The 25,347-nt window shown below is 73.4% G+C and carries 21 protein-coding genes; 6 read left to right on the top strand and 15 right to left on the bottom strand.

From position 1 onward, the window contains the following. Positions 1–10: 10 nt before the first annotated feature. Genes ACIRPX_RS17540 through ACIRPX_RS17500 form a run of 9 tightly spaced genes read right to left on the bottom strand, consistent with a single transcriptional unit; the run spans position 11 to position 10,841 of the window. The gene (locus tag ACIRPX_RS17540; RefSeq protein WP_404194763.1) at positions 11–808 is read right to left on the bottom strand and encodes a hypothetical protein; all 798 of its coding nucleotides are present in this window, start codon (positions 806–808) and stop codon (positions 11–13) included. Then, the gene (dgoD, locus tag ACIRPX_RS17535; RefSeq protein WP_404194760.1) at positions 805–1,950 is read right to left on the bottom strand and encodes a galactonate dehydratase; all 1,146 of its coding nucleotides are present in this window, start codon (positions 1,948–1,950) and stop codon (positions 805–807) included. Before dgoD ends, ACIRPX_RS17540 begins: the two co-directional genes overlap by 4 nt. Next, complete coding sequence (locus ACIRPX_RS17530) at positions 1,947–2,687, bottom strand: FadR/GntR family transcriptional regulator (protein ID WP_404194758.1); 741 nt, start codon at positions 2,685–2,687, stop codon at positions 1,947–1,949. Before ACIRPX_RS17530 ends, dgoD begins: the two co-directional genes overlap by 4 nt. Positions 2,688–2,727: 40 nt before the next feature. After that, positions 2,728–3,501, bottom strand: a complete 774-nt coding sequence (locus tag ACIRPX_RS17525) for an SDR family NAD(P)-dependent oxidoreductase (protein WP_404194757.1) — start codon at positions 3,499–3,501, stop codon at positions 2,728–2,730. Positions 3,502–3,553: 52 nt separating this feature from the next. After that, positions 3,554–5,647, bottom strand: coding sequence for an alpha-galactosidase (locus ACIRPX_RS17520; RefSeq protein WP_404194755.1), 2,094 nt, complete (start codon positions 5,645–5,647; stop codon positions 3,554–3,556). Next, a complete protein-coding gene (locus tag ACIRPX_RS17515) occupies positions 5,644–6,492 on the bottom strand; it encodes a carbohydrate ABC transporter permease (protein ID WP_404194752.1) in 849 nt (282 codons plus the stop codon). Before ACIRPX_RS17515 ends, ACIRPX_RS17520 begins: the two co-directional genes overlap by 4 nt. Then, a complete protein-coding gene (locus tag ACIRPX_RS17510; RefSeq protein ID WP_404194750.1) occupies positions 6,492–7,427 on the bottom strand; it encodes a carbohydrate ABC transporter permease in 936 nt (311 codons plus the stop codon). The genes ACIRPX_RS17515 and ACIRPX_RS17510 overlap by 1 nt, the downstream gene beginning before the upstream one ends. A gap of 1 nt (position 7,428) precedes the next feature. Continuing rightward, positions 7,429–8,721 carry an ABC transporter substrate-binding protein gene (locus ACIRPX_RS17505; RefSeq protein WP_404194747.1) on the bottom strand — a complete coding sequence of 431 codons (1,293 nt, stop codon included), beginning with the start codon at positions 8,719–8,721 and terminating at the stop codon, positions 7,429–7,431. 14 nt (positions 8,722–8,735) lie between these two features. Continuing rightward, complete coding sequence (locus tag ACIRPX_RS17500) at positions 8,736–10,841, bottom strand: glycoside hydrolase family 27 protein (RefSeq protein ID WP_404194744.1); 2,106 nt, start codon at positions 10,839–10,841, stop codon at positions 8,736–8,738. Positions 10,842–11,002: 161 nt separating this feature from the next. Here ACIRPX_RS17500 and ACIRPX_RS17495 point away from each other — a divergent pair, with 161 nt between their 5' ends. From ACIRPX_RS17495 to ACIRPX_RS17485, 3 genes are all read left to right on the top strand, one after another. Continuing rightward, the gene (locus tag ACIRPX_RS17495) at positions 11,003–15,073 is read left to right on the top strand and encodes a discoidin domain-containing protein (protein WP_404194742.1); all 4,071 of its coding nucleotides are present in this window, start codon (positions 11,003–11,005) and stop codon (positions 15,071–15,073) included. 109 nt (positions 15,074–15,182) lie between these two features. Continuing rightward, positions 15,183–15,560, top strand: coding sequence for a DUF779 domain-containing protein (locus tag ACIRPX_RS17490; RefSeq protein WP_404194739.1), 378 nt, complete (start codon positions 15,183–15,185; stop codon positions 15,558–15,560). A 192-nt stretch (positions 15,561–15,752) separates the two neighbouring features. Continuing rightward, complete coding sequence (locus ACIRPX_RS17485) at positions 15,753–16,904, top strand: phosphodiester glycosidase family protein (RefSeq protein ID WP_404194736.1); 1,152 nt, start codon at positions 15,753–15,755, stop codon at positions 16,902–16,904. Positions 16,905–16,907: 3 nt separating this feature from the next. On the opposite strand, the gene ACIRPX_RS17480 is transcribed toward ACIRPX_RS17485, so the two are convergent. From ACIRPX_RS17480 to ACIRPX_RS17455, 6 genes are all read right to left on the bottom strand, one after another. Further along, positions 16,908–17,102 carry a hypothetical protein gene (locus ACIRPX_RS17480; RefSeq protein ID WP_404194734.1) on the bottom strand — a complete coding sequence of 65 codons (195 nt, stop codon included), beginning with the start codon at positions 17,100–17,102 and terminating at the stop codon, positions 16,908–16,910. A 123-nt stretch (positions 17,103–17,225) separates the two neighbouring features. Then, positions 17,226–18,089, bottom strand: a complete 864-nt coding sequence (locus ACIRPX_RS17475) for a phosphatidylinositol-specific phospholipase C/glycerophosphodiester phosphodiesterase family protein (protein ID WP_404194731.1) — start codon at positions 18,087–18,089, stop codon at positions 17,226–17,228. A 171-nt stretch (positions 18,090–18,260) separates the two neighbouring features. Beyond that, positions 18,261–19,343, bottom strand: a complete 1,083-nt coding sequence (locus ACIRPX_RS17470) for an acyl-CoA dehydrogenase family protein (RefSeq protein WP_404194728.1) — start codon at positions 19,341–19,343, stop codon at positions 18,261–18,263. Continuing rightward, the gene (locus ACIRPX_RS17465; RefSeq protein WP_404194726.1) at positions 19,340–20,521 is read right to left on the bottom strand and encodes an acyl-CoA dehydrogenase family protein; all 1,182 of its coding nucleotides are present in this window, start codon (positions 20,519–20,521) and stop codon (positions 19,340–19,342) included. Before ACIRPX_RS17465 ends, ACIRPX_RS17470 begins: the two co-directional genes overlap by 4 nt. Continuing rightward, the gene (locus tag ACIRPX_RS17460) at positions 20,518–21,495 is read right to left on the bottom strand and encodes an NADPH:quinone oxidoreductase family protein (RefSeq protein WP_404194723.1); all 978 of its coding nucleotides are present in this window, start codon (positions 21,493–21,495) and stop codon (positions 20,518–20,520) included. Before ACIRPX_RS17460 ends, ACIRPX_RS17465 begins: the two co-directional genes overlap by 4 nt. A 93-nt stretch (positions 21,496–21,588) precedes the next feature. Continuing rightward, on the bottom strand, positions 21,589–22,200 hold the full coding sequence (locus tag ACIRPX_RS17455; protein ID WP_404194721.1) for a helix-turn-helix domain-containing protein: 612 nt from the start codon (positions 22,198–22,200) through the stop codon (positions 21,589–21,591). An 80-nt stretch (positions 22,201–22,280) separates the two neighbouring features. Here ACIRPX_RS17455 and ACIRPX_RS17450 point away from each other — a divergent pair, with 80 nt between their 5' ends. The 3 genes from ACIRPX_RS17450 to ACIRPX_RS17440 are packed head-to-tail and all read left to right on the top strand — an operon-like array spanning position 22,281 to position 25,309. Further along, positions 22,281–23,246, top strand: coding sequence for an NAD(P)/FAD-dependent oxidoreductase (locus ACIRPX_RS17450; protein WP_404194718.1), 966 nt, complete (start codon positions 22,281–22,283; stop codon positions 23,244–23,246). Between the two features lie 51 nt (positions 23,247–23,297). Then, positions 23,298–24,836 carry an ATP-dependent DNA ligase gene (locus ACIRPX_RS17445; protein WP_404194715.1) on the top strand — a complete coding sequence of 513 codons (1,539 nt, stop codon included), beginning with the start codon at positions 23,298–23,300 and terminating at the stop codon, positions 24,834–24,836. Continuing rightward, a complete protein-coding gene (locus ACIRPX_RS17440) occupies positions 24,833–25,309 on the top strand; it encodes an NUDIX domain-containing protein (RefSeq protein ID WP_404194713.1) in 477 nt (158 codons plus the stop codon). Before ACIRPX_RS17445 ends, ACIRPX_RS17440 begins: the two co-directional genes overlap by 4 nt. The last annotated feature ends 38 nt before the right edge of the window (positions 25,310–25,347 follow it).

Below are 25,347 nucleotides of genomic sequence, written 5' to 3'. Positions count from 1 at the left end.
GCGTGCGGTTTCAGGGGCAGTTGCAGTCGGCCGTCACGGTGAGCCGCCAGCGGGCCTCACCGCTCGCGGGCACCTCGGCCGCGTCGCCGGGGCCCGCCTCGGCGAGGTCGAAGACGCGGCCGAGCATCGGCTCGACGCCCGTGCTGCGGTAGGGGGCGGGGTCCGGGAAGCCGCCGAGGTTGCGCCAGAGCGCGATCGACAGGGGCTGGGCGTCTTCCCCGAGGACGTCGAGGGTGAACGACAGACGGTCCTCGCCGTCGTGGACGCAGGCGCGGGAGGCCTCGACGACCGCCCCGAGCGCCGTGCCGTCGTCCGGGCCGAAACGGTCCAGGCGTACGCCCCGGGGCGCGGGCCAGCTCCCCTCCACCCACGAGCCGTTCGCCGTCGGGTAGAGGCGCGTGGCCGCCCCCTCGGGCAGCTCCACCGTCGCCCGCTCGGAGAGATCGAGCAGTGCGTGCGCCGCCCACACGAACCGGAATCCGGGGTCGGCCGACAGCACGTAGTCCACCCGGCCCCCGTCCCGCACGGCCCGGCTCAGCGCGAACCGCTCGCAGCGCACGCTCTGCGTCCCCGTCCCGTCGCCGGTCCACGCCCGGGACCAGGCGTCCCCGTGGTCGGGCGTGCCCCGCACGGTCGGCACGCACTCCTCCAGGCCGCCCGCGTCCACGAACGCGTCGCCCGGGGACACACCCCCGCGCCCCGTCGGGGGCTCCCGCCGCCACAGCCACTCGCGCCCGCCCGCGTGCAGCGAGGTCCACCGCCCGCCGTGCGCCGGGTCGGTGACGATCCGAGGCGGGCCCACGGTCACCACTCCGCGAACGAGCCGTCCGCGTGCCGCCACACCGGGTTGCGCCAGGCGTGCCCGGTGCGGTCGGCGGCGCGTACCGCGGCCTCGTCGACGGCGACGCCGAGACCCGGGGCGTCGCCGCGCGGCGCGTGCCCGTCGACGAACCGGAACGGCTCGGGGTCGACGACGTAGGAGAGCAGGTCGGCGCCCTTGTCGTAGTGGATGCCCCGGCTCTGCTCCTGGATGAGGAAGTTCGGTGTGGCGAAGGCGACCTGGAGGCTGGCCGCCAGGGCGATCGGGCCGAGCGGGCAGTGCGGGGCGATCTGGGCGCCGTAGGTCTCGGCGAGCGAGGCGATGCGGTGGACCTCGGAGATGCCGCCGGCGTGCGAGAGGTCGGGCTGGGCGACGGCCACACCGGCGGCGAGGACGGGCAGGAACTCGGAGCGGGAGTAGAGGCGTTCGCCGGTCGCCAGCGGCACGGACGAGGAGGTGACCAGGCCCGGCAGCAGACGGCTCTGCTCCGGCAGCACCGGCTCCTCCACGAACAGCGGGTGCAGCGGGGCGAGTTCGGACAGCACGCGGCGGGAGGCGGCGGCACTGAAGCGGCCGTGGAAGTCGACGGCGACGTCACGGTCCGGGCCGAGGGCCTCGCGGGCGGCGGACACCCGGGCGACGACGGCCGCGGTCTCGGCGGCGGTGGAGACCGGCGAGGTGGCTCCGGCGCCGTTCATCTTCACCGCGGTGAAGCCGGCCGCCACCTGTTCGGCTATCTGCTCGGCGAGCTCGGCCGGCTCGTCGCCACCGACCCAGGCGTAGACCCGGACCCGGTCGCGCACGGGACCGCCCAGCAGGGCGTGCACCGGGGCGCCGTACGTCTTGCCCGCGATGTCCCACAGCGCCTGGTCGAGCCCGGCGACGGCGCTGGAGAGGATCGGGCCGCCCCGGTAGAAGCCGCCCTTGGTGAGGACCTGCCAGTGGTCCTGGATACGCAGCGGGTCCTGGCCGACGAGGTACTCGGCAAGCACCTCCACCGCGGACCGGACCACCTCGGCGCGGCCCTCCACGACGGGCTCGCCCCAGCCGACCACGCCGTCGTCGGTCTCGACGCGGCAGAACAGCCAGCGCGGTGGGACCAGGAACGTCTCGATACGGGTGATCTTCACTGGGGGCGGGTGCCTTCCGTCTCGTCGTCGGCGGTGCCGATCCGGTCCAGGTCGCGCCCGGCCTGGTCGAGCAGGGCCCGCATGGCGGCCTCGGCGGCCCGCGGATCCCGCTCGCGCACGGCGTCCAGGACCGCACGGTGGGCCGGTATCGGGTCCTCGCTGTGCGGGGAGCTGTGCACGATGCGGTCGCGGTGGGCGAGGCCGGACTCGATCACCATCTCCATGCGTTCGAGGAGTTCGTTGTGGGTGGCGGTGAGCAGGGCGCGGTGGAAGGCGAGGTCGGCCTCGACGGCGTGGGCGGCCCCGGCGCCCTCCTCCCCCATCGCCGCGATCGCCGCGTCGAGGGCGACCAGGTCGGCGTTGGTGCGGCGCTCGGCGGCGAGGCGGACGGCGGCGGGCTCGATGATGGCGCGGACCTCGGCGAGGTTGCGCAGCAGCGACCGGTCGGCCTCGCCGGCCCGGCCGCCCTCGAACTGCCAGCGCAGCACGTCGGCGTCGAGCAGGTTCCAGTCGGCCCGGGAGCGGACGAAGGTGCCGCGCTTCTGGCGGGCGTCGACCATCCCCTTGGCGGCGAGCACCTTCAGCGACTCGCGCAGGGCGGTGAGGCTCACGTCCAGCTCGCTCTGCAGCGCCACCAGGTCGAGCGTGGCCCCCTCGGGGATCTCGCCGCCCAGGATGCGGCGGGCGAGGGCCTCCACGGTCTGGCCGTGCACGCCGCGGCGGGCGTAGGGCGTCATGTCGTACAGCCTTTCTTCGTCTGCTTCACGGTGGGCGCGGTCATGCCGATGCCTTCACGACGCTCCAGCCGCCGTCCACCACGAGACTCGTGCCGGTGATGTAGGACGCCTCGTCGGCGGCGAGGAAGGCGATGGCCGCGGCCACCTCCCCGGGCGTCCCGAAGCGCCGGGCGGCGGTCTCCGCGACGCTGCGCCGGCGCTCCTCCTCGGGCACCCTGTCCCAGGCCCCGGTCAGGATCGGTCCCGGTACGACGGCGTTGACCCGCACCTCGGGCCCGTACTCGACGGCGAGCTGCCCGCACAGGGATAGCAGGGCGCCCTTGGCGGCGGCGTACGCGGGATGCCCGGGGATACCGCGGTGTGCGTGCACGGAGGACGTCAGCACCACCGCGCCGCTCCGCTCCCGGAGATCGGCCAGGAGGGCCCGGACGCCGAGGAAGCTGCCGGTCAGGTTCACGTCGAGCTGGCGCTGCCAGGACGGCAGGGTCATCTCGTGGGCGGGTGTGACGTCGACGGTGAAGGCGTTGCTGACCAGGACGTCCACCGGCCCGAAGGCGCGCGCGGCGGCGGCGACCCTCGCCCAGTCCTCCTCGGCCGCGACGTCGGCGGTCACGAACCGGGCCCGCCCGCCGTCCTTGCCGATCCGCTCCGCCACCGCCGCGCCGCGCTCCTCGGCGACGTCGGCGAGCACGACGGCCGCTCCCTCACCGGCCAGACGTGCGGCGGTCGCGGCTCCGATGCCGGAGGCCGCTCCGGTGACCACGGCCGTGCGGCCGGTGAAACGGGCGCCGTGCCGTCGTACGGGCTGGTCCATCGTGGAATCCGACTCCTTCGAAAGGGCTTGCTCGAAAACATAAGGGGCTCGCTCACCGGCCGGCACGACCGGGTTCACGTGTCAGCACGACCAGGTCCGCGTCGTAGCGGGCGCTCCAGGAGAACGGGAGCCCGTGGTGGAGCAGGTGGGCCCCGCCGTACGGCGTCCCGGTCGCCGTGTCGCGGTAGCGCGCCGCCGGGTCGAGTCCCCGCAGCCGCAGCCGGTCGGGGCGGCCGGGCAGCAGCGGGGCGCCGTCCAGGCGGCCGGTGCTCAGCGCGGCGACGACCGTCCGGTCGCCCGCGTCGTACTGCACGCCGCAGGTGCTGTCCTCGGGGCCGCCGAGCAGCCGGGCCTCCCCGTGGTGGATCACGTCCCGCACCTCCTTGTACCGGGCGATCCACCGCGCGGCCTCGGTCCGCTGCTCCGGGCTCCAGGCGCGGAAGTCGGCGCCGATGCCCAGGACCCCGCACATGGCGTTGACGAAGCGGAAGGCGAGGCTGCGCGGGCGCGGGTCGAAGATGCCGGGGGCGTCGGTGACCCAGGAGCTCATGAGGTGCGGGGCGTGCGCGTGCAGGAAGCCGTGCTGGGTGGCGAGCCGGTCCAGCGGGGCGGTGTTGTCACTGGGCCAGACGACGTCGGTACGGGCGATCGTGGCGTGCTCGATCCTGCCGCCACCGCCCGCGCAGCCCTCGACGGTGACGCCGGGGTGGGTGGTGCGCAGGTGGTCGAGGACGCGCAGGTATCCGGCGACGTGTCCGGCGTCGAGGTCGAGGCGCTCGGCGGCCCCGGCGCCGGGGCGGCCGCGCTCGGTGGGCGGGCGGTTCATGTCCCACTTGAGATAGCTGATGGCGTGGGCGCCCAGCAGCCGGTCCAGCGTGCCGATCACGAAGTCCTGCACGTCCGCGCGGCCGAGGTCGAGCAGGAGCTGGTTGCGGACCAGGCGGGCGGGGCGGCCCTCGATCCGGTAGACCCACTCGGGGTGCTCGGCGTACAGCCGGCTGCCCGGGCTGACCGCCTCGGGCTCGACCCACAGGCCGAAGTCCAGGCCCAGCGCGCGGACGTCGTCGACGAACCGCCCGAAGCCGTCCGGGAACGCCGCGGGGTCGGGGTCCCAGTCGCCGAGCCCCCCGGTGTCGTCGCCGCGCCCGGTGAACCAGCCGTCGTCCACCACGAACAGCTCGGCGCCGATGCCGGCGGCCGCCTCGGCCAGTTCGAGCTGCCCGGCCGCCTCGACGTCGAAGCCGGTCGCCTCCCAGGAGTTGTAGAGCACCTTGCGCGGGCGGTGCAGCCGCTCGCCGGAGAGCCGGCGCTCGTAGCGGTGCCAGACGCGGGAGAGGCCGTCGAGCCCTTCCGGGCTGAAGGCGCAGGCCAGACGGGGGGTCACCAGGGTCTCGCCGGGGGCCAGCGGCACGGCGCCCTCGTGCGGGACGCGGCCGGCGCGCACGCGCACGCTGCCGCCCGGCTCGGCCTCCGCCGTCATGTGCCAGTTGCCGGACCACTCCAGGGCGATGCCGTACGCGGCGTCGGCGTCCCCGTCCTGCACGGCGAGCCAGGGCGCGTAGGCGTGTCCGGGCGCGCCCTGCCGGCTGCCGATGCCGAACGTGCCGCGGGACAGGTCGAGTCGGGTGCGCCGGAACTCCTGCGACCACTGGCCGGAGAGGTAGGTGAGCCGAGCGGCCTCCCCGGTGACGGGGACGGTCACCGCGGCCGAGTCGAACCGCTCCAGCCGCAGTTCCTCCGGGCCGGCGGTGTGCTCCGTCCAGCGGAGGACCACGTCCGTGTCCGGCACGGTCTCGTAGCACAGGACCGTACGGAGGCCGAGCAGGCGGTCGGCGAAGGCCAGGCGCAGGGTGCCCTCGCCCTCCTCCGCGCCGTCGAACTCCCACCACACGCCCCGCTCCTGGCCCGGTCGCGCCGCCACCAGGTCGGCGCCGGCGAACGGCCGCAGCCCGTGGGGCAGGTACTCGGCCGGGGCCGCGTCGGCGGGTGTGACGAAGTGGGTGCGGTGCGACCAGTCCAGCGCGGAGGGGCCGTCCTCGACGCCGAGCGGGCCCCAGGCGTCGAGCTCGGCCCACGGGCCGTCCGGGGACAGGCGCACGGTGTAGCTGGTGTGCCCGGTGCGCAGGGTCCAGCGCCGGTGGGTCACTTGACGGCTCCCAGGTTGAGGCCGGCCACGAAGTGCCGCTGGAAGCGCAGGAAGACGGCGACCGTCGGGGCGGCGGCGATGACGGAGCCGGCGGCGATCACGTTCCACATCGACACGTACTGGCCCTGGAGCCCGATGAGCGCGGCGGTGATCGGCATCTTGGTGTCGCTGCGCAGGACGGTGATCGCCCACAGCAGGTCGTTGAAGATCCAGGTGAAGGACAGGGCGCTCAGCGCGGCCAAGGCGGGGCGGGTCAGCGGCAGGATGATCCGCCAGAAGATCTGCCAGGGTCCGGCGCCGTCGACGACCGCGGCCTGCTGGATCTCGGCCGGGATGGACCGCATGAAGCCGTGCAGGACGAAGACGTAGAAGCCGACGCCGAAGCCGATCTGCACGCCGATCAGCGCGGGCAGGGTGTCGTAGACGCCCATCATCTCGCTGAGCTTGGAGACCGGGATCAGCAGGATCTGGGGCGGGAGCAGGTTGCCGCCGAGCATGAGCAGCAGCAGCGCGCGGCGGAAGGGGAGTGCGTAGCGGCTGAGGGCGAACGCGGCCATCGCGGCGAGGGCGAGCGTGATCAGGACGCAGGGCACGGTCACGATCAGGCTGTTGATCAGGGCGCGCTGCTGGCCGCCGTCGGACCACGCCCGACCGAAGTTGGACAGGGTGAAGGAGTGCGGCCGGCTGCCCAGGCCGTGGGCGGCGATGTCGTCGAAGGAGCGCAGGCTGGTCACGAGGACCAGGGCGATGGGCAGCAGCCACAGGACGGCCAGGGCGCCCGCGCCGAGGTGGAATCCGGCCGTCGTGGCCCGCTTACGGCGCACCGCCGTGGAGTTGGCGGACATCAGTCGGCCTCCCGGAAGGCGCGGACGAGGTAGGAGGCGATGACACCGAAGGCCAGCACGAAGATGACGACGGCGAGGGCGGAGCCGTAGCCCAGGCGCAGGGACTGGAAGGCGGTCGAGTACATGTAGGTGCTCAGCAGCTCGGACGAGTGGTAGGGGCCGCCGCGGGTCAGGGACCACACGACGTCGAAGGAGCGCAGCGAGTCGATGATGATGACCGACAGAACGACCGCGTTGACGCTGTGCAGTTGGGGCAGGGTGACGTGGCGGAAGCGCTGCCAGGCGCTCGCGCCGTCGACCTTCGCGGCCTCGTAGAGCGCCGGGTCGATGCCCTTGAGCCCGGCCAGGTACAGGACCATGACGTAGCCGATCTGCCGCCACAGCGCGGGCACGATCACCGCGTACAGGGCGGTGTCCTGGTCGGCGAGCCAGGGGTGCCGGAGGCCGCCGAAGCCGACCGCGTCCAGCAGGCGGTCGAGGACGCCGTCGGGCTGGTAGATCGCCTGCCAGACCAGGGCCGTCGCGACCAGGGAGAAGACGACGGGCAGGAACAGCGCGGCGCGGTAGAAGCCGACGCCCCGCCGCTCCTGCTGGAGCAGCAGGGCGGCGGCGAGCCCGAGCACGGCGGACAGGCCGCCGAAGACGACCAGCCACAGCACGGTGTGGCCGGCCGCGCTGCGGAAGACGTCGTCGTGGGCCATCTCCCGGAAGTTGTCCAGGCCGACGAACCGTGGCGCCGAGACGCCGTCCCACCTGGTGAGGGCGAGGTAGAAGCCCTGCAGCGCGGGCCAGAAGACCCACACGGACTCGGCGAGCAGCGGGACCAGGACGAAGGCGAGGACGAGGGGCGGGGTGCGCCGGGAGCCCCGGGCCCGCCTGCCGCCCGCGGGCGCGCGGGCCGGGGACTTCCGTTCGGGTGCGGTCAGGACGGCCATCTCAGGCGTTCCAGATCTTCTCGGCGTCGCGCTGCCAGTCGGTCAGGATGGAGCCGATCGACTTGGGCCTGGCCAGGAACTTGGTCAGCGCGGTGTCCGCGGTGGGCTGGAGCGCGTCGCTGGAGTCGCGGTTGAAGAACTGGGTGATCTCGGCGGCCGAGTCGACGTGCTCGCGGCCCTTCTTCACCAGTGCGGTCCCGGCGTCCTTCGCGTCGGGGTTGCAGGGCAGGACGGTGCCGGAGGACCCCTTGATGTAGGTCTCCTGGGCCTCCGCGGTGGCGAGGTAGCGCATCAGGTCGTAGACCTGCTCGCGACGGCCGGTGCGGGCGCTGGCGAAGTAGCCGTCCACGGGGGCCTCCTCGGCGAGGGGGACCTTGGCGTCGATGACCGGGAAGCGGAAGAAGTCGATGTCGTCCAGGGCGTTCTTGGGCGCGGCGTCGGCGAAGAAGGTGCCGATGAGCATCATGCCGGTCTTGCCGTTGAGCAGGGCGGTCGTGGCGTCCTGGAAGGGGATGGCGACGCCGTTCGGGTCGAAGTAGGGATGCGCCTCCTGCCAGCGGTCGAAGACCCTGCGCACCTCGGGGTCGTCGAACCGGTGCTTCCCGGCGAGGAGTTCGCGGTGGTACCGGGCGCCGTTGATCCGTATGTCGAGGTAGTCGAACCAGGCCGACGCCACCCAGGGCGTGTTGCCGCCGGCGCCGAGCCCGATCGGCGCGATGCCCTTGCTCTTGAGCTTGTCGCACAGGCCGAGGAAGTCGTCCCAGCTCTTGGGGAGTTCGCGCACGCCCCACTTGGCGAAGTGGGACTTCCGGTAGAACATGCCCCACCAGTAGTAGGTGGCGGGCACGAAGACCTTCTTGCCCGAACTGGCGGTGCACAGACGGTTCTGCGCCGTGGAGTAGCGCTTGAGGTCGGGCGAGGAGTCCCACACCTCGTCGAGGTCGAGCAGCAGGTTCTTCCTGGCGTACGCGTCCGCCACCGAGCCGGGGTACCAGGTGTAGACGTCCGGCGGGTTGGCCGAGGTGAGGTACGTGGGCAGCTGGGTGCGGAAGGTCTCGGCGGCGACCGTGTTGAGACTCGCCCTGCCGGAGCCCTTCTTGGCGTAGGCCGCGACGATGTCCTGCATCGCGGCCTTGGCCTGCGGGGCGGAGAGGTTGGACTGGAGGGTCACATCTCCCTCGGAGGACGTCTTGCCCGAGGAGGTCGAGGTGACGCAGCCGCTGAGCAGTGCCGCCGTCCCGGCGGCTCCGAGTCCGGCCAGGACCCGGCGGCGGCTGGGCTGAAGGTTGGTCATGTCGGATTCCTCATTTACGTGAACTGGATGCGGTGCAGGTAGCCGTCGACTCCGCGGAAGACCGCGTCCACGGCTCCGTCCGCTCCGGCGACCGCGCCGAGCGAGCCGTCGAAGGCCGCGCTCGGGAACTCCTGGTGCTTGCTCCACCCCTGCCAGGCGCCGTCGGCGTACCGCTGCTGCCAGAGGGTGTAGTCGGCGGCCCGCGCGTACAGCAGCACCGTGTCCCCGGTGGCGACCAGGGTCGGGCTGCCGCTGACGGTCCCGCCGAGCGAACTCCACGGCGACCACTGGCCCGACGCGTCCCGCGTCCGGGTCCAGATGTCGTCCGCGGCCGTGCGCACGGCGACATGCACGCGGCCCGCGGCGTCGACGGCGGCGGACGGACGGCCGTAGGTCTGCCTGCCGCCCGGCAGCCCGAGCGAGGTCCAGCCGCCCGCCGGGCCGCGCCGGACGACCGAGCCGTCGGCGCCGCGCGCGAACAGCGTCCAGTGCGCCGGGCCGGAGAAGGCCACCGAGGGCGCGTCGGTCAGCTGCCCGCCCAGGCTCTGCCACGGGCCCCAGCGGCCGTGGTCGTACACCCGCCGGTAGGCGCGGTCGTCGGTGCCGCGCACGAACACGTCGACACGGCCGCCGGCGGAGGCGTAGGCGGCGGGCTGGCCGAGGATCCTGTGGTGCACGGGCCCGCCCAGGCGGCGGGCCCGTGCGCCGTCGGTGCGCTGGACGAGCGCGCCGTCCGGCCCCCGGAAGAACGTGGTCAGCCCGGATCCGTCGCGCACCACGGCCGGGCTCGCGGACGTCCGTTCGCCGAGGCTCGTGCCGGGCACGGCGTCCGCGCCGGTCAGCTTCAGGAACGCGGTGCCGTGCGCGGGGACCTCGACGGTGTACGAGCTGGCGTGCGTGCCCCGGTCGGCGCGTGCCCGCAGGTCGCGGACCCGCACCCGGCCGCCGAGGCCGACGTCGGCGAAGCGCACGGTCCGCTCGGCCGCCCGGTCGGACCGGTTGAGCAGGACGACCGCCCGCCGGCCGTGTCCCTGCAGGACCTTGCTGTAGACGTCGCCGGTCGCGTCGGTGGCCACCCGTACGCCCTGGACGGCGAGCGGGTCCTGGTCGACCGCGATGATCTCCGGGTTGCGCAGCGTCCTCAGCATCTCGTCGGAGAGGGTGCGCGGATCGGAGCCGAGCATCAGCGGCGAGCCCATCTCGGCCCACATCACGAACTGGCTGGTGGACTCCTCCCGCGTCAGCTCGTACGTCCCGTCGGTCATCCTCCGCATCGGGATGAGGTAGTCGGGGTCGTTGTAGTGGCCGGGGCCCTGGGCCTCCGGGTGCCAGGCGTTGGCGTCCATGTTGCGCAGGATGTTGGGCCACTGGCCGGGACTCGGGGTGCCCCAGGCGATGTCGGTGCCGGTGCGCCAGGAGTCGGCGGTCGTCGGGCCGTAGACGTAGGTGTTGTGCGCGTCCTGCTCGGGGGTGTGCGGCAGCCCCCAGTCGTCGGTGAGCGGGTTGCACAGGTTCAGCAGCATCTTGCGGCCGGACTTGGCGACGGCGTCGCTGAACTCCTTGAACGCGGGCCCCGGATCGAGCTGGGCGCCGATGCCGCACAGGAAGTCGACCTTGATCGCGTCGACCTTCCAGTCGGCGAACTGCCGCGCGTCCTGGTCGTAGTGGCCGCGGCTGCCCAGCCCGCAGCTCTTGCCGCCGTCGTAGGTGCCCGCGTCGGTGTAGATGCCGACCCGCAGCCCTCGCTCGTGCAAAGCGGAGACCAGCGCCGGGATGCCGGAGGGGAATCGCTCCGGGTTGGCGGTCAACCGGCCCTGTGCGTCACGGGGGTTGTCGGCCTGCCAGCCGCCGTCGAGCCACACGATGTCGTAGCCGGCGTCGCGCAGACCGCTGTCCACCAGTGTGTCGGCGACGGCGCGCACCTCCTTCTCGGTGGGTGCGCCAAGACCGTAGTAGGTGTTCCAGCCCATGTAGGGCCGGGGCGCGAGACCGCTGTCGTAGTAGGCGGGAGCGCCCTGGTCGACGGCGCTCTGCGCGGTGGCCGTGGGGACGGCGGTCACGGTGAGAACGGTCGCGATGGCGGCGGTCGCCGCCAGTCCTTGCAGGGGTGAAGTCGTCACGGCGAAGACTGTGGCCCGTGGCCGGAATCCTGTCAATATTAATTCCTAATTTATTCAAACAAGCCGATGGAGCGCGTCGCGGGCCTTGACACCACCCAGGCCCGGGTGCACTGTTTGGCAACGTTGTCAGAGGTCAATGTCCCTGATCGGAGCCGCAGTTCATGTCGGACCAGTCCTTCAGACCGTCGCGTCGCACCCTGCTCTCCACCGGGTCCACGCTCCTCGCGGGTTTCGGCCTCGGCACGGCCTTCCCCGCCGACGCCCTCGCGTCCGTTTCCGGCCGGCCGGCCCGGCCCGGCGAACTCGCCGCCTACCGCCCGGTCGCGGTGTCCTCCACGGACTACGCGCCCACTCCCGCCGAGTTCGCGGTGGACGGCGTCCCCCGGGCGGGCGTACGCGGCACCGGCTGGCGCGCGGCGGCCGGCGACCCGCAGTGGATCTCCGTCGACCTCCAGGCGCAGTGCGAGGTCACCTCCGTCCACCTCACCTTCGAGGCGACCTCGGACGACCCGCCCTACGTCGACGCGCCCGGCGGCAACCCGCGCAACGACACCACGGGGCAGGAGATCCTCTCCAGCTGCGCGGTGGAGTACGTCGTCGAGACCTCGCGCGACCACACGACGTGGACCGAGGTCCACCGGACCGACTCGGGCCAGGGCGGGGCGGTGGAGATCGAGCTGGCGAAGCCGGTCACCGCACGCTGGGTCCGGATGACCGTGCACAAGCGCTCCAACGCGAACCCGCTGGGCCTCAACGGCTTCCAGGTGTACGGCACGTGCCGCGGCGGCCGCCCGCACGTCACCGGCTGGACCGACTGGGGCACCCACCACCGCACTCCCCCGGCCCTGAAGGTCGCCGCCGACGGCACCGTGCCGCTGGAGTCCGGCTGGGACCTGACCATGGACGACTGGGCCGGCGCGGACGGCGCCGCGCTCTCCGGGCCGTCGGCGGTTACCAGCCGGTGGCTGCCCGCGACCGTGCCCGGCACCGTGCTGACCTCGCTCGTGGACCAGGGCAAGCTCCCCGACCCGGTGGCCGGCCTCAACAACCTCCACGTCCCGGAGGCCCTCTCGCGTCACTCCTGGTGGTACCGGCGCGCCTTCGGCCTGCCCAAGGGCCTGCGCACCGGCGCCGGGCGCCACCTCTGGCTGGAGTTCGACGGGGTCAACCACAAGGCCGAGGTGTGGCTGAACGGCAGCCAGGTCGGCGACGTGACCTTCCCGTTCGCCCGCGCCGCCTTCGACGTGACGAGCCTGATCGGCGACGTCGACGGCGGCGACGGTCCCGGCGGCAAGGGGGAGCACGCGCTGGCCGTGCGGATCTCGCCGATGCCGTTCCCGGGCAGCCCGGGTGACAAGGGACCGGCGGGCCTGTCCTGGGTGGACGCCGGTGCGAACATGATGAACCGCAACTCGCCCACGTATCTGGCCTCTTCGGGCTGGGACTGGATGCCCGCCGTGCGCGACCGCGCGGCCGGCATCTGGAACCACGTCCGGCTGCGCTCCACGGGTGCCGCGGTCCTCGGCGACCCCCGGGTCGACACCCGGCTGCCCGACCTGCCGGGCACCACCACCGCCGAGCTGACGATCCTCGTCCCGGTGCGCAACGCCGACGCCGACGACCGGCGTGTCACCGTCTCCGCGGCCTTCGGCGGCATCCGCCTGAGCCGGACCGTCACGGTCCCCGGCGGCAAGACGGCGGACGTCACCTTCGCACCCGCCGATCACCCACAACTGCGCCTGAGAAACCCGAAGCTGTGGTGGCCCAACGGCTACGGCGACCCCGCCCTGCACGACCTCACCCTCACCGCCACGGTCGACGGCGCGGAGAGCGACCGGCGCACCACCCGGTTCGGGATACGCCAGTTCGGCTACGAGTGGGACGTGCCGCTCACCTTCCAGTCCGGCAGCGACGCGTACGCGCAGACGGTGACCTTCACCCGCCGTACCGCCCGTCACGTCCGCATCATGTGCCGTACCAGGGCGACCAGTTGGGGCTCGTCCATGTGGGCCCTGAAGGTGGCCGACAGCTCCGCGCCCGACACGGACCTCGCCCTGCACAAGGACGCCACCGCCTCCTCCGTCGACGACCCGGGGAACAAGGCCGCCAACGCCACCGACGGCGACGACGGCACGCGCTGGTCCTCGGCGTACGAGGACGACCAGTGGATCCGGGTCGACCTGGGGGCGTCCGTCTCCTTCGACCGCGTGGTCATCACCTGGGAGCAGGCCTACGCCCGCACCTTCACCGTCCAGGTCTCCGACGACGGCGACAACTGGACGGACGCGGCGGACGTCGACAACACGGCGGTCCCGCTGCCGTTCCGCAGCAGCGGCTCGGCGGCCCTGCAGACCGTGGACTTCACCGCGCGGACGGCCCGGCACCTGCGGGTCTTCTGCCACCAGCGGGCCACGAGCTGGGGGGCGTCGATGTGGAGCCTGTCGGTCCTGGACAGCTCCGCCCCCGGCAAGGATCTCGCCCTGCACCGGCAGGCCACGGCGTCGTCGGCCGACGAGGACGACCACGAAGCGGGCAACGCCACCGACGGCGACCCCGACTCCCGCTGGTCCTCCTCCTTCGAGGACGACCAGTGGATCCAGGTCGACCTCGGCTCACCGGTGACGTTCGACCGCGTGGCGATCCTGTGGGAGACGGCGTACGCGAGGACGTACACCGTCCAGGTCTCCGACGACGGCGAGACCTGGACGGACGTGAAGTCCGTCGACAACGACACCGTCCCGCTGAAGATCAGCGTCAACGGTGTGCGGGTCTTCTGCCGCGGCGGCAACTGGGGCTGGGACGAACTGCTGCGCCGCATGCCGGCCTCCCGCACGGACACCGCGGTGCGGATGCACCGGGACATGAACTTCACCATGATCCGCAACTGGGTGGGCAGCGCCGACCGCGAGGAGTTCTACGCCAGTTGCGACGAGCACGGGCTGCTGGTGTGGAACGACTTCCCCAACGCCTGGGGCATGGACCCGCCGGACCACAAGAGCTTCCTGGACCTGGCCGAGGACACGGTGCGCCGCTACCGCATCCATCCGAGCGTCGTCGTGTGGTGCGGCGCCAACGAGGGCAACCCGCCCGGGCCGGTCGACGACGGCATGCGGGCCGCGGTGCGCGGCCAGGCACCGGACGTGCTCTACCAGAACAACTCGGCGGGCGGGATCGTCTCGGGCGGCGGCCCCTACGGCTGGGTGGAGCCGGAGCGCTACAACTCCCCCGCCACGTACGGCAGCGGCAGTTTCGGGTTCCACACCGAGATCGGCATGCCGGTCGTACCCACCGCGGACTCGATGCGCGGTCTGGTCGGCGACGGGCCCGAATGGCCGATCGGCGGCGCCTGGTACTACCACGACTGGAGCACCAAGGGGAACCAGGCCCCGCAGAACTACCGCGCCGCCATCGAGAGCCGGCTCGGCACGGCCGAGGACCTCGACGACTTCTGCCGCAAGGCGCAGTTCGTCAACTACGAGAACCACCGCGCCATGTTCGAGGCCTGGAACGCCCACCTGTGGCACGACGCGAGCGGGCTGATGCTGTGGATGTCCCACCCGGCCTGGTACAGCACGGTGTGGCAGACGTACGACTACGACTTCGACGTCAACGGCGCCTACTACGGGGCCCGCAAGGCCGGTGAGCCCGTCCATGTGCAACTGGGCGCCGAGGACGGCCGGGTGATCGCCGTCAACCACACCCCCGGCTCGATCGAGGGCGCCACGGTCTCCGCCCGCCGCTACGACCTGGCGGGCCGTGCGCTCGGTGCCGAGCGGCGCGCCTCCGTCGACGTGGCCCCCTCGTCGACGGCGGACGCGTTCACCCTGGACGGCGGGGACGGCCTGCCGGCGCTCCACCTGCTGCGCCTGCGGCTGACGGACGCGCACGGCGGACTGCTCTCCGAGAACACCTACTGGCGCTACGGCAAGCCCGGGGACATGCGGGCGCTGAGCTCCCTCGCCCCGTCGCGGGTGTCCGTCGACACCACCGGGAGGCGCCGCACGGGCCCGCGCCGCGAGCTCACGGCGCGGCTGCGCAACCGCGGTTCCTCGGTGGCGGCGATGGTCCGCGTCTCCCTCGTCGACGCGAGGGGGCACCGGGTGCTGCCCGCCCTGTACAGCGACAACTACCTGTGGCTGCTGCCCGGCGAGTCCCGCACGCTGACGGTGTCGTGGCCGGCCGAGGCGGCGGCGGCCGCGACGCTGCGGGTGGAGCCGTACAACACCCGCTGACAACACCCGCTGAGCGGGTCGGGCGGCGTCCGCCGCCTCCGGCAGCGACCCGATCTGCCGCCGGGCCGGTGCAACCCTCTCGCAACCTTGCCCGTGCTGCTGTGGTGGCATGGCTGAGGAGAGCTCGCAGTACGAGGAGATCCCGCGCGTCGAACTCACGCCCGCGGCCGCCGATCTGGTGCGGCATCTGCGTGCCACCCATGGTCCGCTGATGTTCCACCAGTCCGGCGGCTGCTGCGACGGCAGCGCCCCCATGTGCTACCCGGAGGGCGAGTTCCGCACCGGGGGCTCGGACGTGCTGCTGGCGGAACTGCGGGTCGAGGGGGTGGTGGAGCCGGTGACGTTCTGGATGTCGCGCAGCCAGTACGAGGTGTGGAGCCATACCCGGCTGATCGTGGACGTCGTGGCGGGCCGTGGCAGCGGCTTCTCGCTGGAAGCACCCGAGGGGGTGCGTTTTCTCACCCGTTCTCGCGTCGTCGACGCGTAGCCGTCCCCCGGACCGCCCCGGTCTGCTGCACTTCCCCTGAGACACCCGTCGGTTGACGAACCCTCAGGGGGCACTGTGACGCATCGTCAGAGACGTTCCGCAGCAGTCAGGTCGGACGGACCGGTTCGGAGGCCGGCGAGATCCGCGCTGACGTTTCTCACGGCATTCGGCGCGCTGGCCGGTGCGGCCCTGGTGGGGGCGGCACCGGCCGGCGCCGTGCAGCGCTCCACCCCGCTCGCGCCGGGGGTCACCTACCGGCAGTTCGACATCCAGGGCGCCAAGGGCCCGGTCCACGCCCATGTGGTCACCGTCGACCTGCGCGACAGGCACGTACGGCTCGGCCTGCTCCACCCGGGGGCGGTGGCCGCGCGGGCACCCGTGTCCCGAATGGCCGACGCCCAGGGCGCCGTCGCGGGCGTCAACGGCGACTTCTTCGACATCACCGAGACCCAGCACCCGGGCGTGGAGGCGACGGGCTCGACCGACGGCCCGGCGATCACGCACGGGCACGTGCTCAAGGCCGCGGTGCCCGACGGGCAGCGCTTCGGGCCCGCGCTGCCGCCCGGCACCAGCACCCGGGACGTCCTCGGCGTGGGCGTGGACCGGCGGGCCCGCCTCGACGACATGACCCTCACCGGGTCGATCCGCACGTCCGCGGGACGGCTGCCGCTCGGCGGGTTCAACCAGTACGCGCTGCCGGAGGGTTCGATCGGCGCCTTCACCTCCGACTGGGGCAGCGTCTCCCGCCTCCGCGCCACCTGCGGCACGGACACCGACCGGGCGGCCCCCTGCAGTACGGACACGTATGAGGTGACGGTCCGCGGCGGCCGGGTCGTCGCCGCGTCCGACAGCCCCGGCACGGGCGCCGTCCCGAGGGGCACCACGGTCCTCGTCGGCCGGGAGGCGGGCGCGCAGCGGCTGCGGAAGCTCTGGGCGGGCGAGCCGGTGAAGGTCGCGCACGCGCTGGTCGCCGCCCGCTCCCGCATCCCGTACAGCTTCGCGCTCGGCGGCTATCCGGTGCTGCGGGGCGGGAAGCCGGGGGCCGGGCTGGACGACGCGACCGCGGCGGTGCGCACCGCCGTCGGCATCGCGGCGGGCGGCAGGCGTGTGTTCCTGTTCGCGCTGGACGGCGCGCCCGAGTACCGCAAGGGCCTCACGATCGCCGAAGTGGCCGCCGCCATGCGGGCGCTGGGCTCGGTCGACGCCTTCAGCCTGGACGGCGGCGGGTCGACGACGCTGGTCGCCCGCGCCCCCGGGGCGAGCTCGGCGACCGTGCGCAACCACCCGTCCGGGGGCGCGGAACGTCCGGTCCCCAACGGCATCGGGGTGTTCAGCGGCCCGTGATCCTCACGGCCGCAGACTGCCGACGATCTCCGCCGTCGCCGTGACGCCGCTGCGGATGGTGGGCGCGATGCTCGTGCTCGCGAGACAGAAGCCGAGCAGCGCGCACACCAGCGCGTGGGAGAACTTCAGCCCTCCGCCGCGCACGAAGATCACCGCAAGGATGGTCAGCAGCAGCACCACAGAGAGGGAAATCGTCATCGTCGGCCTCCTCCGCCACGCCGCCGGGTCCGGTGCACGGCGTTCGACCGTCAGTGTGGCGCGGCGGAGGGTTCGTCGGGACGGCTGGGCCGTCGTCCGAACGGGTGGTGTCCGGACCGATCCTCAGGCCGCCCGGTGGGCGTCCAGGAACGCCTCGAGTCCGGCCAGGTCGTCGGTGTTGAGGTAGTCGACGCCGGCCGCGAGGAGTTCGGCCCACAGGGCGTCCCGGGCGGGACCCGCCAGGTCGGGCGTGTTCCAGAAGCGCACCTTCTGCCCGCGCCGATGCGCCTGGCCGACGATGCTTCGCAGCGTGTGCCGCTCGGCGTCGGGGAACGCCCCCTCGCCCAGCCAGGTGAAGTGGAGCTGCCAGTTGTCGCTGATCAGCGGGACGAAGGAGGCGGGCGCGGTGGTGCCGAGGTCGGTGAGCCGGCCGTCGTAGAAGGCGCGCCGTACGGTCTGGGCCTCCATCGGCGTACGGGCGGCGCGGTCGCCGGAGATCACGTTGGTGACCGCGCCGGGGTACACCCGCCCGTGGGCGTACGTGGTGAACAGGTGCCGGTGGCGACGGAGATGGCGGTCGAGTTCGAGATACGTCGACGCGCCCTCGGTCTTGATGTCGATCAGCAGCTGCAGGGACCCGCGGTGACCGCGGTACACGGAACCGTGGTTGGCCTCGACGATCCTGGCCAGCGGGTCGAGGTAGAGCGACTCCAGGGTGCGGGTGGGGTCCAGGTCGTCCGGGGTGTGCCCGATCAGCAGCTGGTCGCCGACGAGGAAGATGTCTGCCTCGACGCTGCCGAAGCGGTGGTCGAGGGCGTCGAGGAGGGGGTGCGGGTGCTCGTAGTCGTTGTGGGCGTGGGCGCGCCACAGCGGGCGGGGCCGGTGCCTGTTCCCCTCGGCGAACGCGCTGCCGGCGGGCGGGGCGAGTACGGCGGCGAGTGCGGCACCGAACGTGCCGAGGGCTCTGCGGCGGGTGGTGAGGGCCATGGTGTGCCTCCCTGTGGGGCGGGTCGGAACCACAGGGAGTATGGGGCGGATCACCCCTCAACGAACCTGTACACGGCAGGAGTTGGCCGGACGGCCGCCCCTTGTTCACTCCTTCCGCGCAGCCGCACGCAAAAGCCCGCCCCAGGTGGGGCGGGCTTCACGGGCAGGCGGTCAGGGGGCTTGCAGACCGACGAGTTCGGCCACGGCGGACCGGTGGGCGCCGGCCGATCCGTAGGCGATCGAATCGGCCTTGGCCCGCTTGAGGTAGAGGTGGACCGGGTGCTCCCATGTCATGCCGATACCGGCGTGCAGCTGGAGCGCCTCCTCGGCGGCGTGCACGGCGACCGGTGCCGCGTAGGCCTGCGCGACGGCGACCGCGACGTCGACGTCCTCGCCGGTGGCGAGTGCGTCCGCCGCGTTGCGGGCGGCGGCGCGCAGGTGGACGGTCTCCAGCCACAGCTGGGCGAGCCGGTGCTTGAGCGCCTGGAAGCCGCCGACCGGCCGGTTGAACTGCTTGCGCTCCTTCAGATAGCGCACGGTCTCCGTCAGCGCCCAGTCGGCGAGGCCGAGTTGCTCGGAGGCCAGCAGCCCGGCGCCGGCCCGCAGGGCACGGCGGACGGCGGGCTCGGCGGCACCGAGCCGGCGTGCCCGGGCCCCGTCGAGGGTGACGGTCGCCAGCGGCCGGGTGAGGTCGAGGGACGCCTGCGGAGTGACGGTGGCGTCGGAGGCGTCCACCGCGTACAGCCCGCCGTCCTCGGCCGGCACCAGCAGCACGTCCGCGGCGGCCGCGTCCGCGATGCCTCTCAACTCCCCGTGCAGGGCGCCGCCGTCCAGCCGTACGGAGTGGAAGGCGGTCCCGGGGGCGCGGTGCAGGCCGACCGCGAGCACACCGACGGCGCGGCCGGAGGCCAGCCGCTCCAGCAGCTCCTGGTCCCCGCACTCCAGCAGGGCCTCGGTGGCCACGACGGCGCTGGAGAGGTAGGGCACGGGAGCGACCGCACGCCCCAGCTCCTCCAGGACCACGGCGGCTTCGCGGTGGGTGGCGCCCTGGCCGCCCTGTGCCTCGGGCACCAGCAGGCCGGCCAGGCCCATGCCGTCGGTGAGCGCCTTCCAGGCCGCGAGGTCGTGCGGGGCGCCGGACTCGGTGCGCGCGATGACGCCGGGCGCGTCGCAGTGGTCGGCGAGCAGGTCCCGTACGGCGGCCCGCAGCGCCTCCTCCTCTTCCGAGTACAGCAGGTCGGGCGGTGTGCTCATCGGGCGAGGTCCTTCCAGGCGACGTCCTTGTCGGTGCGCGGCTCGGCGGGCAGGCCCAGAACGCGTTCGGCGACGATGTTCAGCAGGATCTCGCTGGTCCCGCCCTCGATGCTGTTGCCCTTGGCGCGCAGGTAGCGGTAGCCGGCCTCGCGCCCGGTGAAGTCCACCAGTTCGGGGCGGCGCAGCGTCCAGTCGTCGTACAGCAGGCCCTCCTCGCCGAGGAGTTCGACCTCCAGGCCGCTGATCTCCTGGTTGAGGCGGGCGAAGGCGAGCTTCATGCCGGCCCCCTCCGGGCCGGGCTGCCCGGCGACGAGCTGCTGACGCAGGCGTTCACCGGTGAGCCGGGCGACCTCGGCCTCGACCCACAGCTTCAGCAGCCGCTGGTGCAGGTCGTGGGTGCGCAGTTCGGGGCGTTCGCGCCAGGTCCCGGCGACCGGCCCGATCATGCCGCCCTCACGGGGCAGCCGCATGCCGCCGATGGCGACGCGCTCGTTGTTGAGGGTGGTCTGCGCGACCCGCCAGCCGTCGCCGACCTCGCCGAGACGGCGGGCGTCGGGGATGCGCACGTCGGTCAGGAAGACCTCGTTGAACTCGGCCTCGCCGGTGATCTGGCGCAGCGGACGGACCTCGACGCCGGGGTCGGTCATGTCGCAGACGAAGTAGGTGATGCCCGCGTGCTTGGGCACGTCCGGGTCGGTGCGGGCGATCAGGATGGCCCAGCGGGCGTTGTGCGCGCCGGACGTCCACACCTTCTGCCCGTTGACGATCCACTTGTCGCCGTCCCGGACCGCCCGGGTGCCGAGCGCCGCCAGGTCGGAGCCGGCGCCCGGCTCGCTGAAGAGCTGGCACCAGACCTCCTCGCCGGTCCACAGCGGCCGCAGATAGCGCCGCTTCTGCTCCTCGGTGCCGTACTTGAGGATGGTCGGGGCGGCCATGCCGAGCCCGATGCCGTTGCGCCGCGGGTCGTTGTCGGGGGCGCCGGCGGCCTCCAGTTCCGCGTCCACGACGGCCTGCAGGGAGCGGGGCGCGTCGAGTCCGCCGAGCCCCTCGGGGTAGTGCACCCAGGACAGCCCGGCGTCGAAGCGGGCCCTGAGGAAGTCGAGGCGGTCGGTCGTGGCCGGTGGATGCGCGGCCAGCAACTCGGCCGTACGGCGGGTGAGGTCGGCTGCGTCGGTCATACCGCGGCTCCGTTCGCGAGGGACGGTACGACCGCCACCCGGCCGGTGGTCACCCCGTCGCCGACGCGCTGCACCGCGGCCGCGGCACCGTCCAGCGGTACCCGCTCGCTGACCAGCGGCTTGATCGCGCCGCGGGCGGCCAGCTCGGTGAGCTGCTCGTGGCAGCGCAGGATCAGCTTGGGGTTCTTGGTGCCGTACAGGCCCCAGTGCAGGCCGAGGATCGAGTAGTTCTTCACCAGGGCGTGGTTGAGCCCCGGGCTGGGGATCGTGCCGCTGGCGAAGCCGACGACCACGATCCGGCCCTCGAAGGCGACGACCTTGGTGGACTGGGTGTAGGCCTCGCCGCCCACCGGGTCGTAGATCACGTCCGCGCCCCGGCCGCCGGTCGCCTCCTTCACGGCGGTGACGACGTCCTCGCTCCTGCGGTCGATCACCACGTCGCAGCCCAGTTCGCGGGCGACCGCCGCCTTGTCGGCCCCGCCGACGACACCGACGACCGTGGCCCCGGCCGCCTTGCCGAGCTGCACGGCCGCGCTGCCGACCCCTCCTGCGGCGGCGTGCACCAGCAGCGTCTCGCCGGCCTCCAGGCGGGCGCGGCGGTGCAGACCGAACCAGCCCGTCTGGTAGCCGATGTGCAGGGCCGCGGCCTCGGCGTCGTCCAGCGACTCCGGCGCGGGCAGCAGGGCGGCGGCGTCCGCGACGGCGTACTCGGCGAAACCGCCGTGGGGCAGCGCGGGGTTGGCGAGCACGCGGCGGCCGTCCTCGGTCTCGCCGCAGATCTCCACGCCCGGCGTGAACGGCAGCGGCGGGCGCACCTGGTAGTGGCCGCGGCACATCAGCACGTCCGGGAAGTTGATGTTCGCGGCTCGCACCTTCAGCAGCACCTGGCCGTCGCCGGGCGTGGGCCGCTCCACCTCCTCGAGCCGCATCACCTCGCTCGGCTCGCCGTTCTCGTGCACTTGCCATGCCTGCATGCGGTGCCTCCACGGGACTGCTTCGTCTGACCGGAGTCTGACCGGGTCCCTCGCATACTAAGCGGTCGCTTGTCGCGGAGGGAACAGCCGACGTCAGCCGTTTTCGCCACCCTTGCGCCGCGGCCGCGCCCGCACGTGCATCCGCTCGCCCTGCGGCCCGAACAGGCTCAGGAACTCCACCGGGCCCTCCCCCGTCGAGCCGAACCAGTGCGGCACCCGCGTGTCGAACTCGGCCGCCTCCCCCGCCGTGAGCACGACGTCGTGGTCGCCCAGCACCAGCCGCAGCCTCCCGGAGAGCACGTACAGCCACTCGTAGCCCTCGTGCGTCCGCGGCTCCGGCTCCGGCTTCCGCTGCGGCTCCAGCACCTTGAACGCCTGCAGGCCGCCGGGCTGACGGGTCAGCGGCCAGTGTGTGCGGCCGAAGTGGACGATCGGCTCGGAGCGCACGCGCGGGTCGGCGGGCGAGGGCGCCCCGACCAGTTCGTCGAGGGGGACCTGGTGCGCCCGCGCGATCGGCAGCAGCAGCTCCAGGCTGGGCTTGCGCAGCCCGGACTCCAGCCGGGACAGCGTGCTGACCGAGATACCGGTCGCCGCCGACAGCCCGGCGAGCGTCGCACCCCGCTCCTTGCGGATCCGGCGCAGCCGGGGGCCGACCTCCGCCAGGACCTCGTCGGTACCGTCCGTCGTCCGCGTGTCGTCCGTCATGCCTTCATTGCAGTTTCGGCAAACCGGTTTGTCAATGTGGCAGTCCTCGCGCGACCGTCGGGCCAGGAGGTGGTCACCCCATGACGGAGCAGACCGAGAAGTACGAAGTGATCGTCGTCGGCGGCGGGGCGGCGGGGCTGTCCGCCGCCCTGGTCCTGGGCCGGGCCCGGCGCCGCACGCTGGTGGTGGACGCGGGCGAGCCGCGCAACGCGCCCGCCGCCCATATGCACGGCTTCCTCTCCCGGGACGGCATGGCGCCCGCGGAGTTCCTGGCGGCCGGCCGCGAGGAGATCGCGCGCTACGGCGTCGGGCTGGTCCGGGACCGGGCGGTCGACGCGACGCGCGAGGGGGACGGCGGGGACTTCGCCGTGACTCTGGCCGGCGGCCGCACCGTGCACGCCCGCGCGGTGGTGATCGCCACCGGCCTGAGGGACGAGCTCCCGGAGGTTCCCGGGGTGGCCGAGCGCTTCGGCCGGGACGTGCTGCACTGCCCCTACTGCCACGGCTGGGAGGTGCGCGACCAGCCCTTCGGCGTGCTGGCCACGACGCCGATGAGCGTGCACCAGGCGCTGATGGTCTCCCAGTGGTCCAACGACGTGACGCTCTTCCTGCACGAGGTCGCCGAGCAGGAGCTGCCGGACGACGACCTGCGCCGGCTCGCCGCGGCCGGGGTCCGGGTCGTACCCGGTGAGGTGGCCGGCCTGCTGGTCGAGGACGACCGGCTGACCGGGGTGCGGCTCGCCGGGGGCACCCCCTCCGGGGGAGGCACCACGCACGACCGGTCGGTGCTGTTCGTCGCGCCGCGCGCCGTCCCGCGGAACGAGCTGCTGCTGAAGCTCGGCGCCGAGATGTCCGAGACGCCCTTCGGCGCGTACCCGGTGATCGACGGCCGCGGCCTGACGACCGTGCCGGGGCTGTGGGCCGCCGGCAACGCCTCCGGCTTCGCCGAGCAGGTGATCAACGCGGCCAGCCGCGGCTACCGCGCGGGCGCCGCGATCAACGGGGAGCTGCTGATGGCCGACCTCGACGCGAAGATCGGGGTGTAGCGCCGGCGCCGTCGGGGTGTGGAGGCGCCGCCTCCGTTGCACCATGGCCGCATGCTGCTAGCCCGTCTGGCCCAGGTGTCCCAGGAGGTCGCCGCCACCTCGGCGCGGTCCCGGAAGATCGCCCTGCTCGCCGAGCTGTTCCGGGACGCCGAGGCGGACGACGTCCCGATCGTGATCCCGTACCTGGCGGGACGGCTGCCCCAGGGGCGCATCGGCGTCGGCTGGAAGGTGCTGGGCCGTCCGGTCGCACCGGCCGCCGAGCCCTCGCTCACGGTGCGCGAGGTGGACGCGCTGCTCACCGGCCTGGGCACGGTCGCGGGCGCCGGCGCGCAGGCGGAACGGGCCCGGCTGGTCGGGCAGTTGCTGGGTGCGGCCACCGAGGAGGAGCAGCGGTTCCTGTTCGGGCTGCTGACCGGCGAGGTGCGCCAGGGCGCCCTGGACGCGGTCGCCGTCGAGGGCCTGGCACAGGCCACCGGGGCGCCCCCCGCCGACGTGCGCCGGGCGGTCATGCTCGCGGGCTCCCTCCCGTCGGTGGCGCGGGCGCTGCTCGCCGACGGCCCGGCGGCCCTCGGCCGCTTCCGGCTCACCGTGGGCCGCCCGGTCCTGCCGATGCTGGCGCACAGCGCCCCGTCCGTCGCGGAGGCGGCCGGCAAGCTCGGCGCCTGCGCGGTCGAGGAGAAGCTGGACGGCATCCGCGTCCAGGTCCACCGGGACGGCGACACCGTGCGGATCTACACCCGCACCCTCGACGACATCACCGACCGGCTGCCCGAAGTCACCGCCGCCGCACGGGAGCTGACGGATCGGCGGTTCATCCTGGACGGCGAGGTGATCTCCTTCGGCGAGGACGGGCGGCCGCGGTCCTTCCAGGAGACGGCCGGGCGGGTCGGCTCCCGCGTGGACGTCGCGGCGGCCGCCGAGAGCGTGCCCGTCTCCCCCGTCTTCTTCGACGCGCTCTCCGTCGACGACCGCGACCTGCTCGACCTGCCCTTCGCCGAGCGGCACGCCGCACTGGCCCGGCTGGTCCCCGAGCCGATGCGGGTGCGGCGCACCCTCGTGTCCGGCCCCGGCGACGTGGCCGCGGCGGAGGACTTCCTCGCCGCGACGCTGGAGGGCGGCCACGAGGGCGTCGTCGTGAAGGGACTCGACGCCCCCTACAGCGCCGGCCGGCGCGGCGCGTCCTGGCTGAAGGTCAAGCCCGTGCACACCCTGGACCTCGTCGTCCTGGCCGCCGAGTGGGGCCACGGGCGCCGCAGCGGCAAGCTCTCCAACCTCCACCTCGGCGCCCGCAGCGCCGACGGCTCCTTCGCGATGCTCGGCAAGACCTTCAAGGGCATGACCGACGCGATGCTCACCTGGCAGACCGGACGCCTCCAGGAACTGGCCGTCGACAGCGGCGGCCACGTGGTCACCGTACGGCCCGAACTCGTCGTCGAGATCGCCTACGACGGCCTGCAGAGGTCCACCCGCTACCCGGCCGGCGTCACCCTCCGCTTCGCCCGCGTGGTCCGCTATCGCGAGGACAAGCGCCCCGAGGAGGCGGACACGGTGGAGACACTGCTCGCCGCGCACCCGGAGGTCCGCCCGTGAGCGGCGGGCACAGCGCGGGCCTGCTGCTGTACCGGCACACCGGCGGCAGGCCGGAGGTGCTGCTCGGCCACATGGGCGGCCCCTTCTTCGCCCGGCGTGACGCCGGCGCCTGGACCGTGCCCAAGGGCGAGTACGTGCCCGGGCAGGAGTCGGCCTGGCACGCGGCCCGGCGCGAGTTCCAGGAGGAGCTCGGGCTGCCGCCGCCCGACGGCGCGGCGGTGGAGCTGGGCGAGGTCCGCCAGTCCGGCGGGAAGACGGTGACGGCCTGGGCGGTCCGGGCCGACCTGGACCCGGCGGCGATCGTCCCCGGCACGTTCGTCATGGAGTGGCCGCCGCGCTCCGGCCGGACGCAGGAGTTCCCGGAGCTGGACCGGGTGGCCTGGTTCGGGCTGGACGGCGCCCGCGAAGTGATCGTCAAGGCGCAGAGCGTGTTTCTCGACCGGCTCGCCGAGCACTCGGAAGGTGCGCGGTAACCGCACAGCCGCCCACGCGTTGCGGTCGGCGGCGGCGC

It is taken from the genome of Streptomyces sp. NPDC101225 (genome assembly GCF_044767585.1).
Taxonomy (GTDB): domain Bacteria; phylum Actinomycetota; class Actinomycetes; order Streptomycetales; family Streptomycetaceae; genus Streptomyces.
This window is presented reverse-complemented; position numbering and strand designations above follow the sequence as displayed.